This is a genomic window from Micromonospora sp. NPDC005413, from assembly GCF_040606435.1.
In the GTDB taxonomy this organism is placed as follows: domain Bacteria; phylum Actinomycetota; class Actinomycetes; order Mycobacteriales; family Micromonosporaceae; genus Micromonospora.
Window position 1 is genome coordinate 36,268 of sequence record NZ_JBEXEV010000022.1, and the last position, 12,450, is coordinate 48,717.

The following is a 12,450-nucleotide window of genomic DNA, read 5'->3' on the forward strand; positions in this document are numbered from 1 at the left end:
ATGCCGCAAACGATTCAGCTCCAAAGGGACTGCGGAGTGGGTTCGTCCACCGGCCCCGGAGGTTGTCCACAGCGTTATCCACAGCTCCGGTGAGGGTGTTGATAGCTCGCTGACGGCCCGGGAACATCGGCCTGTGACCGAGGGAACCGACCGCACCGACGAGACCGACGAGACCGACGAGACCGACGAGACCGAGGGGACCGAGGGGACCGACGGAGCCGATCTCGGCCGGGCACTTCGCGCTCTGCGGCGCCGGGCCGATCTGAGTCAGCGGCAGCTGGCCGAGAGATCCGGGGTGCCGCAGCCGACGCTTGCGCGGATCGAGTCGGGGCGAGCGGCCAATCCCCGTTTCCGGACCGTGGAGCGCCTCGTCCGGGCGGCGGGCGGGAAAGTGGCCATCGGTATGCCATCAGCGGCCCCCGCCATCACCGAACCGACTCCCGTCCCGCACGACGACATGCGGGACGAGGCAGGGCGCCGATACCCGGCTCACCTGGACGTCTGGCCGGTCCATGAGCCTCGGGACTGGCCGGGTGCGTGGTGGGCGGAGTGGTACCGGTTGCCGCCCGAGCGGTATCCCCTTCCGTTGCCACCAGCGGCGTATGAGGTGAATCGGCGGTACCGGGACAACCGGCGTTGGGGTGAGAACGTGCGCCTGACGGCCCGGGTACGGCGGGTCCTGGGGGACGGCCTGCCGGCCACCTGCTGGCGATTCGTCGCCGAGCTTCCGGACGGAGAGCTGGTCGGTGAGCTACGGGCCCATGAGCGGAGTCCGCACCTTGGGTACGGGGAGTGGTACCCGGGCATACCGGAGCGGGAGATGGTGCTCGACGGGGTGCTCGTTGCTGCCCGGTACCGACGGCTGGGGCTTGGGCGTCGGTTGGTGACGGCACTGATCACCGAAATGCGCGAGGCGGGGGTCGTCGACGCGGCCGCCATCGCCGAGAGCTTCGGGGTCGAGCTGCTGCTCGCGTGCGGCTTCGAGATCGAGGCCCGCCGGCCCGCTGCGCTACGGCTGAGTCCTCCGCGACGGCGTTACGGCTGAGCCCAAGGGTATCGTGCGGCGCTACGGCTGAGCCTGCGGGCTCGGCTGGCACCACGGCCGAGCTGTGGCTGTGGTCAGCGCAGCGCCGGGGCCGCCGTGGTCAGGGCGGTTAGTGCCTCGCGCAGCCGCCAGGCGTCCCGGTCGCGCGGGCCGATCGGGTTGGAGATGGTGCGCAGCTCGGCGAAGGGCACCCCGGCCTGCGCTGCGGCGACCGCTACCCCGTACCCCTCCATGGCCTCAGCGACCGCCTCCGGATGCCTCCGGCGTAGCTCCTCGGTGCTGGTGGCGGTGCCGGTGACCGTGCTGACCGTGAGCACCAGGCCGGTCGTGGCCGCCGGCAGGGCGGCCCGCAGTGCCGCCAGCAGGCCCGGATCGGCCGGCACCACGCTGCCGCCACCGAGCAGCGCGGGCGGCATACCCAGCTCGTCGACGGGGATGAAACCGTCCGGTGACTCGGCGCCCAGGTCGGCGGCGATGCTGGCGGTGCCGAGCACGGTGTCGCCGACCTCGGCCCGCCCGGCGAAGCCACCGGCCACGCCGGCGCTGACCACCGCACGGTACGGGCGTCCGGCGGCCTCGGCCAGCGCCAACAGCCGGGCGGTGGCGGCACCGGCGACGGCCGGGCCCACGCCGACCGGGGTGACGGTCACGGTGGGGTCGGTCAGCCCGGCGCGGACCGCGTCCGCCTCGGCTGGCACCGCCGTCACCACCAGCAGACCGGTCACGAGAGTGAGCCGGGGGACTCCCGGCGGGTCTCGTCGTCGGCTCCGCCACCCGGGCCGCCGACAGCCGAGGACGGGCGGTAGATGTGGTAGCCCGGCGGGGTGAGCCCCGGCTCGTCGTACTGCGGCGAGCTGGCCTGGGCCGGAGCCGGCGAGGTCGGCGCGGCGTCCCCGGGCTCGTCCGCCGGCTCGTCCTCGGTCAGCTCGTCGTCGCCGAGCGGCCGGCCAGCCAGCTTCTCGCCGCGCAGCCGGGCAGCGACCAGCACACCCCGGATCGCGGCCAGTACGCCGACCCCGGCGGCGACCGCGATGCCGGTCCGGCCGTTGAACGGCACCAACCCGAGCCCGCCGCCGACGACGAACGCGAGCATCAGCACCGTCTCGGAGTGGGCGAAGGAGCTGGCTCGCAACCGCTCCGGGATGCGCTCCTGGATCGAGGCGTCCACGGCCAGCTTCGCTATCCCGCTGACCAGCGCGGCGACCAGGCAGAGCAGGGCGACCATCACCAGCGAGAACTGGATGACGGCGAGCACCGCGACACCAGCCACGATGATCATGCTGCTGGACTGGATGGCGGTCGGCCGGTGGATGCGCAGTCTTGTGCCGATGGCGGTGGCCAGGAAACTGCCGACCACGAGTGCACCGCCGACCACCCCCAGCGCCCACTCGGCGCCCAGATCCCGGCCGAACGCCACCGTGGTCAGGTCGCCCTTCTTGATCGCGAAGGCGAGGAAGAGCAGCAGGAAGCCGTACACCGCGCGTAGCGTCGCGGCACCGATCAGGGTGGCGATCACCAGCCGGCCCGCCGGTCGACCCCGGCCCAGCGGCCGATCGCCGCGGCGGCGGCCCAGCGCGCGCAGTGGCCGGGGGACCCGCTCCGGTGGCTCCGAGTCGGCCTTCGGCGGCAGCCGCAGGGAGATCACCATGCCGATCAGGAAGATCACCGACGCGACGCGCAGCGGCCACTGCGGCCCGAACCAGAACGCGGCCAACCCGATCGGCGCCACCAACGCGCCTGCGACCGTGCCGTAGACACTGGCCCGGGCACCCACCTGGGAGAGGCCGAGCCCTTCCGGCAACAACCGGGGCACCGCCGCCGACCGGGCCACTCCGTACGCCCGGGACAGCGCGAGCACCCCGAACGCGGCCGGATACAGCCCGAAGCCGTGGATGTAGTCGGAGATCAACCAGGCCAGGAACGCGCGGCCCAGCATCGTGGCGGCCAGGGCGTACCGCCGGCCGTGCCGGAAGTGGTCCAGCAGCGGGCCCACCACGGGGGCGAGCATCGCGAACGGCACCATGGTCACCAGCAGGTAGAGCGCGACCTTGCTGCGGGCCTCGCCCAGCGGCACGTTGAAGAAGATCGTCCCGGCCAGGCCGATGGCGATCAGCGTGTCCCCGGCGCAGGAGACCGCGTGCAGGTCGAACAGGCGAACCATGCCGACCTCGCCGCCGGCACCCCGGGCCCGGGCCCGACCGGCCCGGCGGGTCACCCAGCGGCTGCTGCCCACCGAACCGCGCAGCAGCAGACGAATGGCGCGAATGCCGGTGCCGACGGTCCGCCCGAGGACGGAACGCCCGGAGCGGGAGTACGACGGCATGTGCACCATCCTCGCCCATTCGATCCAGGTACGCCGTACCACTGCGGGGAAAGGTTCCCCGGGAGTCCCTGTCACCCCTGCGAGGCGCATGGGGAACAATGGTGAAGTGACCAGGCCCGTCTCCACCCGTGCCGCCCGCCTCGACCAGGTCTGCGCCGCTGCCGTCGAGGTGGCCCGCGCTGGCATCACCGAGGTGGATGCCGATGATGTCGGCGACCACCTGCAGGTCGTGGCCGAGGGTGATCGACTGGTCACCCACTACTTTGAGTGCCGCCTCGCCGGCTATGGCGGCTGGTGGTGGGCGGTCACCGTCACCCGGGTGCCGCGCAGCAGGACGGTGACGATCTGCGAGACGGTGCTGCTGCCCGGCCCGGACGCGCTGCTCGCGCCGGGCTGGCTGCCCTGGCAGGAGCGGCTCAAGCCGGGCGACCTGGGCCCGGGCGATCTGCTGCCGACCTCGCCGGATGACGATCGGCTGGTCCCCGGCTACCTGCTCTCCGACGACCCGGCGGTCGAGGAGACGGCGTGGGAGTTGGGCCTCGGACGAGCCCGGGTGCTCTCCCTTGAGGGCCGCGTCGACACGGCGCAGCGCTGGTACGACGGCGACCACGGCCCCGCCGCGCCCATCTCGACCGCAGCTCCCGCCGCCGCCCGTTGCGGCACCTGCGGCTTCTACCTGCCGCTTGCCGGTGCGATGCGGCAGGCCTTCGGGGCGTGCGGCAACTTCTACGCCCCCGATGACGGTCGGGTGGTGAGCGCCGACCACGGTTGCGGCGCCCACTCCGAGACGCTGATCGAGGCGGCCGAGACCGCGGTCGACGAACTACCGACGGTGTACGACGACAGCGCCATGGAGGCCATGTCGGTCAGCCGCGCCCCGGGCTCGGTGGAGACTGCCGAGCTGGCGGAGCCGTACGGGCACTCCTGATCGTTCGCGCCGGGGTGCTCCGGCGCAGCGGCCAGGTCAGCTCGCGCGGCGGCGGCGTCGGTTGGCGTCGTGCCGCATCATCACGGCGAGACCCGGGAAACCCCACAGGAAACCGGCGAGGCAGGTCCAGAGCCAGTTCTGGTGACCGTGGTCGGTGAGCCAGCCTCGGAAAAAGATCAACAGGACGAGCCCGGCCACTGCCCACGCGATCAACCCGGCGAGAGCGAACGGCACCATCGGCGGGTCCAGTGGTGCGGGCCGCGGCGGCTGCTCGTTCGACATTACGCAAGCGTACGCGACCTACTTCCCCTGCCCATGAGTGATCTGGGACGATGCGCGCGACAACCGGAAGATCACCTGCGAGGACCTGATGGCAGTAGCGCCGCCCGAGAACGGCACCCCTCCCGACCCCGCTCACCCGCGTAACGGTTTCGACCGGTTCTTTGAGATCTCCGCCCGTGGCTCGACGCTGAGCCGCGAGGTACGCGGTGGCCTGGCGACCTTCTTCACGATGGCGTACATCGTGGTGCTCAACCCGCTGATCCTTGGTGGTGCCGTCGACGGTGACGGCAAGACCCTCCCGATTCCCGCGCTGGCTGCCGCGACCGCGTTGGTCGCCGGCCTGATGACCATCCTGATGGGTGTGGTCGGCCGGTTCCCGCTGGCGCTTGCCGCCGGTCTGGGCGTCAACGCGCTGGTGGCGTACGAGATCGCGCCCGAGATGACCTGGGCAGACGCGATGGGCCTGGTGGTGATCGAGGGTGTGATCATCGCGGTGCTGGTGCTGACCGGTCTGCGGACCGCGGTGTTCCGCTCGGTGCCGACCCAGATGAAGACCGCGATCGGGGTCGGCATCGGTCTGTTCCTGACCATCATCGGCCTGGTGGACGCCGGTTTCGTCCGGCGCATCCCGGACGCCGCCAACACCACCGTCCCGGTCGGCCTGGGTATCGGCGGCAAGCTGGTGAGCTGGCCGATGCTGGTCTTCGTGGTGGGCCTGCTGATCACCCTGGTGCTGGTGGTCCGCCGGGTGAAGGGCGCGATCCTGATCGGCATCCTCGCCTCGACGGTGCTGGCGGTGATCGTGGAGGCGGTCGGCAACATCGGCCCGTCGTTCGTCAACGGTCAGCCCAACCCGAAGGGCTGGTCGCTGAACGTGCCGGAGCTGCCCAAGACGGTGGTGGACCTGCCGGACCTGTCGCTGCTCGGCAAGTTCAACGTGTTCGACTCGTGGGGCCGGGCCGGCTGGGTGGTCGTGCTGATGTTCGTCTTCACGCTGCTGATCACGGACTTCTTCGACACCATGGGCACGATGGTGGCGGTCGGCCAGGAGGGCGGCCTGCTCGACGAGCAGGGCACTCCGCCGAGGGCCAAGGAGATCCTGTTGGTCGACTCGATCGCTGCGGCGGCCGGCGGTGCGGCCAGCACCTCCAGCAACACGTCGTACATCGAGAGTGCCGCCGGTGTCGGGGAGGGCGCCCGGACCGGCGTGGCCAGCCTGGTCACCGGCTCGCTCTTCCTGCTGGCGATGTTCCTGGCGCCGCTGGTGGTGATCGTGCCGTTCGAGGCGGCCTCGACGGCCCTGGTGGTGGTCGGCTTCCTGATGATGACGGCGGTGCGGACGATCGACTGGTCCGACTACGAGATCGCCATTCCGGCGTTCCTCACGATCGTGCTGATGCCGTTCACCTACTCGATCTCGAACGGGATCGGCGCCGGTCTGATCACCTTCGTGGTGGTCAAACTGGCCAAGGGTAAGGCCCGGGAAGTCCACCCGCTGCTGTACGGGGTGGCCGCGCTGTTCGTGCTGTACTTCCTGCGCGGGCCCATCGAGTCCCTGGTGCTCTGACCTACGTCCGGGCGGGGAATCGAACGGGATTCCCCGCCCGGAACAGCACTAACGTCCTCGTGAGCCTGGTCATAACAGATGTCGTTAGCCAGGCTCATTAGTTAAGCTAACTATCGTGACGGAGCGGACGGTGACGGCGGAACGCGTGCCACCGGCGCAACTGGCTCCCCAGTTGCGTGATGCGATCACCCGACTCAACCGGCGGGTCCGCCAGGCCCGACCGGTCGGCGACCTCACAGTCACCCAGGTTTCCGCGCTCACCAGCCTGCGGCTGGCCGGCGCGCTGACGCCTCGGGAACTGGCCGACGTGGAGCGGGTGCAGCCACCGACGATGACCAAGATCGTCGGGAAGTTGGAGGACCGCGGCCTCGTGCAGCGAACCCCCCATCCGACCGACGGCCGGCAGGTCATCCTCACGGCGACCGAAGGAGGGCAGGCCGTGCTCGACCAGTTCGAGCGGGCCCGCGATGAGTGGCTGGCCCACCGGCTGGCCGCGCTCGACGAGGATGAACGGGAGACCCTGCAGAGGGCCGCCGAGATTCTTCAGCAGCTCGCTCGCGCCTGAAGCCGCGCCCGCGCCACCGGGTCCGTGCCGTCACCTGTCGATGACGCGTACGTCCGGAGGAGGCGCACCAAGAGTGCAGGCGAAGCTGAGCACGATGTTCCAGTCCCTACAGGTCCGCAACTACCGCCTTTTCGCATCCGGGCAACTGATCAAGTTGATCGGCGTCTGGATGATGTTCATCGCCCAGGACTGGCTCGTCCTCGAGCTCTCCAACAACTCGGCCACCGCGCTCGGTGTGGTCACCGCCTGCCAGTTCACCCCGGTGCTCCTGCTCACCCTGCTCTCCGGCCGGCTCGCCGACCGGTACGACAAGCGGGTGCTGCTCTTCGCCGCCAACGCCTTCTGGACCGTGCTGGCGCTCGGCATGTCCGTGCTGGTCCTCACCGACCTGGTGCAGCTCTGGCACGTCTTCGCCTTCGCCGCGCTGCTCGGCACCGCCAACGCCGTGGAGACCCCGGTCCGTCAGGCGTTCGTCTCCGAACTGGTCGGCACGCCGCTGCTGCCCAACGCGCTGTCGCTCAACGCCGCCGTGTTCAACTCCGCCCGGATCGTCGGCCCCGCCGTCGCCGGTCTGGCCATCGCCGCGTTCGACGTGGGCCCGGTCTTCCTCTTCACCGCCCTCAGCTCCATCGCGCCGCTGGTCAACGTGGTCCGGATGCGTACGGCCGACCTGCACCGCGACGCCCTGCTGCCCCGCGACGAGCGGGCGTCGGCCCGGGTGATCGACGGGCTGCGGTACGTGTGGCGCCGCCCGGACCTGCTACTGCCGATGGCCGTGATGTCGGTGATCGGCATGTCCCTGTTCAACTTCCAGCTCACCCTGGCCGCGCTGGCCAAGACGGTCTTCCACACCGGTGCCGCCTCCTTCGGCCTGTTCAGCACCGCGCTCGCGGTCGGCGCGTTGGGTGGCGCTCTCAGCGGCACCGGTCGGCGTAGCCGCCCGTCGGTCTGGCTGGTGCTGGGCGCGGCGGTCGCCTGCGCCAGCTTCGGCACCCTGGTCGGTCTCGCCTCGGCGTACTGGCTGGTCGTGACGCTGCTGGTGCCGACCGGCTTCTTCATGGTCTTCTTCGCCCAAGCCGCCAACCAGCGGGTCCAGTTGGGCGTGGACGCGGCGTTCCGGGGTCGGGTGATGGCCCTGTGGGTGCTGGTGTTCCTGGGCACCAACCCGGTCGGCGCGCCACTGATCGGCTGGGTCGCGGAGCGCTACGGTGCGGGCGCCAGCATCTGGATGGGTGGCCTGATCTCGCTGGCCGCAGCGCTGATCGCCCTCACCTGGCAGCTGCGCCGCTCCGGTGCCCGGCTGCGCTTCCGGGTGCTGCCGATGCCCCGCTTCTACGTCACCCCCACCGACTGCTGAGGTTTAACGAAGGCCTCCGGGGCGTCCCGTTGGCGGATTGCGCGGATGCGGCCAAATCGCTGGCGGGGTGGCATGGCAGGGCTTAGCGTCGATACGTGGGAGTCGGACGCGCGCTGATGCTGGCCCTGGCGTTCCTCGCCGTGGCCAGTCTGCCGGCGGCAATCGCCCTGCTCTTCTGCTACGACGAAATCGTCGACCGGGTGGTCTGCGGCTGGTCCGAGTGGCGTGAGCGCCGGCGGGAGAAACGCACGATCGCCCGTCTCGACCGGGCAATCGAGGCCGATGCGCTGACCCGGGACATCGATCTCAGCGAGTTCGACCGCATCGACCGTCGGCCTTTGGAACAGCTCGCCGCCGATCTGCGCCGCCTCGGCGGTCAGCGGGTCGGGGGCACCGGCCGGTCGATGGTCTGGCACGGCGCGCTGCTCCAGGCGTACGACGACAGGCTCCGGATGGCCTGCCGTGCCCTCGGCATCGTCGAACACCTCGCCGAGCTGGAGGGCGTCGACCAGGAGATCGAGCGCGTCCGGGTGGAGGGTGTGCTGCACGACGCCGGGCTGGCCCTGCCGGCGGCCCGGGCCGGACACCGGCAACGGCACCGCTGAGCGGCGCGCTACGACCGGCTTGCCGCCTGGCCGCTCTGACTCGGTGGCGCGGGTTTGCCGTGGAGGACTTCGCGGGCCTGTTCGGCGGCGCGGGTGATGCTTTCGCTGATGAAGTCGAGGAAGCGGGCGATGTTCTCCAGTCGGGTGGCGGCGGGGGTGTGGGGGCCGAGGAGGGCGACGCCTTGGCGTGCGGTTTCGACGAGCTGGTCGTTGGATCGGGCGCCGGCGATCGTCGCCTGGTAGAAGAGTTCGTCGTCGACGACGTAGCGGTCGCGGCGGCGTTCGTCGCGTTCTCGGCGGACGAGGCTCTGGCTCTCCAGGAAGGCGATCGCCTTGGAGATGGACGCCGGGCTGACCTGGAGATGCTGGGCGAGCTGGGACGCGGTGACGCTGCCCGCGTTGGTGGTGAACAGGCAGGTCAACACCCGGGCCGCCATCTTGGTCAGGCCCGAGGCCATGAGGACGGTGGTGAGCGTCTCCTCGTACTCGGCCAGGGCCTCGGCGTCGCGTCCGTGCGCCTGGGGAAGCGCGGCCGTCCCTCGGGAGGAGGCGGGCCTGCGCCGGTGGGCGCGGTGTTCGGTGGCGCGGTGGGCCAGGTCGGCGCGGTAGGCGGTGGGGCCGCCGTTGCGCATCACCTCACGCGTGACCGTTGAGGTAGGACGGTCGAGGCGTCGGGCGATCTCGGCGTAGGGGAGGCTGTCGGCCAGCCCCAGCGCGATCTGCTGGCGTTCCTGCTGGGTGAGCCTGCCTCCCGGCATCGCGTTCTCCCTGGTGATCCTTCGTGGCGGTCCTGGTCTCCCCCACCATAGCGTTCACTTCTCGGCCATTGCAATGAGCAAAGCTCTTTCGTTGCATTGATTTCAGTATCGTTGCAACACTTACACGCTCACTAGCTGGGCAAATGCTGGTCAAGCGCAACGAGTGCGTTGCCGGGCATTGGAAAGCAACGTAGCGTTTCCTGTGTCGGAAACAACGAACGAGCACGGGAGAGCACGATGCAGAAGTTCGACACCCCCGCCCCGATCTCCGCCGTCCTGGACATCCCCGCCGGACGCATCCAGTTCATCGCCGCAGACCGCGCCGACACCACCGTCGAGGTCCTGCCCACCGACCCCTCCAAGAGCCGCGACACCAAGGCCGCCGCGCAGACCACCGTCGCCTACGCCGACGGCGTCCTGCGGATCATGGCCTCGACCGCCAGCAACCCGCTCCTCGGCCCGTCCGGATCCCTGGAGGTCACCGTCCAGCTGCCCGCCGGCTCCCGCATCGATGCCAAGGCTGCCAGCGCTGAGCTCCGCGGCGTCGGACGCCTCGGCGACGTCGCCTTCGAAGGCGCTTACCGCCAGATCAAGATCGACGAGGCCGCGAGCGTCCGCCTCACGGCGATCGACGGCGACGTCGAGGTCGGCCGGCTCAGCGGCCCCGCGGAGATCAGCACCGCAAGGGGCGACATCCGGATCGGCGAGGCCGTGCACGGCACGGTCGTGCTCCGCACCCAGTCCGGCGACATTTCGGTCGCCGCCGCGGTCGGCGTCTCGGCGGCCTTGGACGCCGGCACCGGCTACGGCCGCATCAGCAACGCCCTCAAGAACGATGGCACCACCGCACTCGACATCCGCGCCACCACGTCCCACGGCGACATCACCGCCCGCAGCCTCTAAATCCCACCGGACCCGTGACGCGACCAGGAGTGGAGACATGACGATGAACAGAACTTCCTCGACCAGTTCGACGTGGACCGGCATGGTGCCGGTTGACGACACCGCCCTGGCCGTCACCGACACTGGCGGCCCCGGTATCCCGGTGGTCTACCTCAATGGACAGTTCGCCACCCAGGGGTACTGGCGGCGGGTCATCGCTGAACTGGGAACAGGGTGGCGGCACATCACCTACGACGAGCGGGCCCGCGGCAGGACATCGAAGCGTTCGGCGGACTATTCCTTCGAAGCAGCCGTCCGGGATGTCGATGCCGTTCTCTCGGCCAGGGGTGTGGACCGGGCGCTGGTGGTCGGCTGGTCCTACGGAGCGGTCGTCGGGGCGCACTGGGCCAGCCGGAATCCGGAGCGTGCCCTGGGCGCGGTCCTGGTCGACGGCGCGTTCCCGTCCGACTGGCTCGACGAGGCCATGGAGCAGCGGATCCGGAAGCTGTTCCGGCGGATGAACTGGTTCCTGCCGCTGCTACGCCCGACGGGCCTGGCGCCACGGATGACCGCCGACCAGCAGGCGATCAGCAACATCGAGCTCGGCAGGCTCTCCCGCGAGCGTGAGCTCGGCCCCGTGCTGGACAACATCACCGTCCCGGTGCGGTACGTGGTCGCGTCGGGGACGTCCTTCGGAAGCAAGGGTGATGAGCAGGAACAGATCCGCACCAGCCTCGATGGGGTGACCGCCCGCAACCCGAACATTCAGGTCAGCGCGAGGGTCGCCAGCAACCACGGTGCGATCCTCAAGAAGGACTTCCCGGCCATCGCCGAGGCCGTACGCGAGGTCGCCGCCCTTGACCGTGGGGGCGCTGAAGACACGACCAACCGTCGGTGAGGGCCGCCTGCCCCGCGTCGACGGGTGGCGAACCGCCACCCGTCGACGCGAAGCGTCAGGAAGACTCGCGCGCCGCCGGCCCGCTGCCGAACAGCACGTCGTCCCAGCTCGGCAGCCGCTTGCGCGGCTTGCCGTTGGCATCGGTGGACTCGCCGGCAGCCGCCGCGGGGCCCGTCCGGCGGGGCCGCAGCACCGCCAGCGACGGCACGGCCGGCACCTCCTTGGGCGCGTCCGAGTCGTCGTCGAAGGCCGACCCCTGGCCGCCGCCGAGCAGCGCGGCGGCACCACCACCGACCGGCCGCTGCCGGGGTGCGTCCGACCCGGCGAGGGCAGCCGGGGTACGCGGCTCCAGACCGCGACCCGACGAGCCGCCGAGCGGGCGGTCCAGGGAGGCGAGCAGCGCGTCACGGCCGGCCCGGATCGGATCGCGGCCAGGGCGCGGGTGCTCGGACGCCGCCGGCAACCCGTGCCCGCCACGACTCGGCTCGCCGCGCGACGGACCAGGCAGGGCATGCCCGCCCCGCTCCGGTGCCGGCTCCTGGCCGAGGATCGGCGTGGGCCGCTCGGCGCACAGGTACTGCGCCATGTCGTCGTGCGGCGTAACCACCTGCCGGGCCTTGTCCATGTCCCAGATGGCCTGCGCGGTGGCCTTGCCCGACGGCCAGGTGGCGATGATCCGCCAGGTGCCGTCGTCGCGCCGGTACGCATCCCAGGAGATCTTCTCGGTGTCGATGCCGTGCTGGCTCAGCCGGCCGTTGACCACCTCGGCGAGCGGAGTGGGCTTCTCCGCGCCCTTCAGTCGGGTGCGCCGGGCGTGCTGCGCGAGCATCGCCCGCTCCTGGAGCACCGGGCCGGCGTAGCGCAGCACGCGGTCGACCGGCACCCCGGCGATCCGGGCGACATCCTCGGCGGACTCACCGGAACGGATGCGGGCCTGGATGTCCCGAGGAGACAGTGAGGGAATCGGGTCGACGGTGCTGGGTGCCACCGCGAGCGGCGGGGCACCCGGCTCGGGGTGCATCACGCCGGCGATGCGTTCGTCGATCGGCAGGGCGAGGAGTCGCCCAACCTCGTCGGCGAGCACCAGCGCCTGGCCGTCCTCGGAGAGGGCGACGAAGCGTACTGGGCGCATAACGTTGCCTCCGTCCCGCTTCGCTGGCCGCACACCACGAGTCGGCCACCCAGGCGTCTCGGACCACCGTACGCGCATCTGCCTCAGGGTGGGGGAAGCGACACCCCG

At 70.9% G+C, this 12,450-nt stretch carries 13 protein-coding genes; 8 read left to right on the forward strand and 5 right to left on the reverse strand.

Annotated elements, in window-relative coordinates; genetic code table 11:
• Positions 1 to 133 precede the first annotated feature (133 nt).
• Entirely contained in the window at positions 134 to 1,045 is a 912-nt protein-coding gene (locus ABZS37_RS21675) for a helix-turn-helix transcriptional regulator (RefSeq protein WP_355171513.1), read from the forward strand.
• Between the two features lie 74 nt (positions 1,046 to 1,119).
• Here the strand turns inward: ABZS37_RS21675 and ABZS37_RS21680 are convergent, their stop codons facing one another.
• Both ABZS37_RS21680 and ABZS37_RS21685 read right to left on the reverse strand, forming a co-directional pair.
• Positions 1,120 to 1,770: a futalosine hydrolase gene (locus ABZS37_RS21680; protein ID WP_355171515.1), complete on the reverse strand. Its 651-nt coding sequence runs from the start codon at positions 1,768 to 1,770 to the stop codon at positions 1,120 to 1,122.
• A complete protein-coding gene (locus ABZS37_RS21685) occupies positions 1,767 to 3,368 on the reverse strand; it encodes an MFS transporter (RefSeq protein ID WP_355171517.1) in 1,602 nt (533 codons plus the stop codon). The genes ABZS37_RS21680 and ABZS37_RS21685 overlap by 4 nt, the downstream gene beginning before the upstream one ends.
• A gap of 88 nt (positions 3,369 to 3,456) precedes the next feature.
• On the opposite strand from ABZS37_RS21685, the gene ABZS37_RS21690 reads away from it, so the two are divergent.
• Positions 3,457 to 4,296 carry a DUF3027 domain-containing protein gene (locus tag ABZS37_RS21690; RefSeq protein ID WP_355171519.1) on the forward strand — a complete coding sequence of 280 codons (840 nt, stop codon included), beginning with the start codon at positions 3,457 to 3,459 and terminating at the stop codon, positions 4,294 to 4,296.
• A gap of 36 nt (positions 4,297 to 4,332) precedes the next feature.
• Here ABZS37_RS21690 and ABZS37_RS21695 read toward each other — a convergent pair whose 3' ends face one another.
• Positions 4,333 to 4,578 (reverse strand): DUF2530 domain-containing protein, encoded by a 246-nt coding sequence (locus tag ABZS37_RS21695; protein WP_355171521.1) that lies wholly within the window; start codon positions 4,576 to 4,578, stop codon positions 4,333 to 4,335.
• Positions 4,579 to 4,666: 88 nt separating this feature from the next.
• Here ABZS37_RS21695 and ABZS37_RS21700 point away from each other — a divergent pair, with 88 nt between their 5' ends.
• The 4 genes from ABZS37_RS21700 to ABZS37_RS21715 all read left to right on the forward strand — a co-directional run bounded on the left by ABZS37_RS21700 (position 4,667) and on the right by ABZS37_RS21715 (position 8,672).
• On the forward strand, positions 4,667 to 6,145 hold the full coding sequence (locus tag ABZS37_RS21700; RefSeq protein ID WP_355171634.1) for an NCS2 family permease: 1,479 nt from the start codon (positions 4,667 to 4,669) through the stop codon (positions 6,143 to 6,145).
• A gap of 115 nt (positions 6,146 to 6,260) precedes the next feature.
• Positions 6,261 to 6,710: a MarR family transcriptional regulator gene (locus tag ABZS37_RS21705; RefSeq protein ID WP_354992592.1), complete on the forward strand. Its 450-nt coding sequence runs from the start codon at positions 6,261 to 6,263 to the stop codon at positions 6,708 to 6,710.
• 73 nt (positions 6,711 to 6,783) lie between these two features.
• Positions 6,784 to 8,067, forward strand: a complete 1,284-nt coding sequence (locus ABZS37_RS21710; RefSeq protein WP_354992591.1) for an MFS transporter — start codon at positions 6,784 to 6,786, stop codon at positions 8,065 to 8,067.
• Between the two features lie 95 nt (positions 8,068 to 8,162).
• The gene (locus tag ABZS37_RS21715) at positions 8,163 to 8,672 is read left to right on the forward strand and encodes a hypothetical protein (protein ID WP_355171523.1); all 510 of its coding nucleotides are present in this window, start codon (positions 8,163 to 8,165) and stop codon (positions 8,670 to 8,672) included.
• A gap of 8 nt (positions 8,673 to 8,680) precedes the next feature.
• Here the strand turns inward: ABZS37_RS21715 and ABZS37_RS21720 are convergent, their stop codons facing one another.
• The gene (locus ABZS37_RS21720) at positions 8,681 to 9,430 is read right to left on the reverse strand and encodes a helix-turn-helix domain-containing protein (RefSeq protein ID WP_355171525.1); all 750 of its coding nucleotides are present in this window, start codon (positions 9,428 to 9,430) and stop codon (positions 8,681 to 8,683) included.
• 237 nt (positions 9,431 to 9,667) lie between these two features.
• Between ABZS37_RS21720 and ABZS37_RS21725 the strand changes: the two genes are divergently transcribed.
• Positions 9,668 to 10,333: a DUF4097 family beta strand repeat-containing protein gene (locus ABZS37_RS21725; protein ID WP_355171527.1), complete on the forward strand. Its 666-nt coding sequence runs from the start codon at positions 9,668 to 9,670 to the stop codon at positions 10,331 to 10,333.
• Positions 10,334 to 10,370: 37 nt separating this feature from the next.
• Complete coding sequence (locus ABZS37_RS21730; protein ID WP_355171529.1) at positions 10,371 to 11,210, forward strand: alpha/beta hydrolase; 840 nt, start codon at positions 10,371 to 10,373, stop codon at positions 11,208 to 11,210.
• Positions 11,211 to 11,265: 55 nt separating this feature from the next.
• Here ABZS37_RS21730 and sepH read toward each other — a convergent pair whose 3' ends face one another.
• Entirely contained in the window at positions 11,266 to 12,342 is a 1,077-nt protein-coding gene (gene sepH / locus ABZS37_RS21735; protein ID WP_355171531.1) for a septation protein SepH, read from the reverse strand.
• Positions 12,343 to 12,450: the final 108 nt, after the last annotated feature.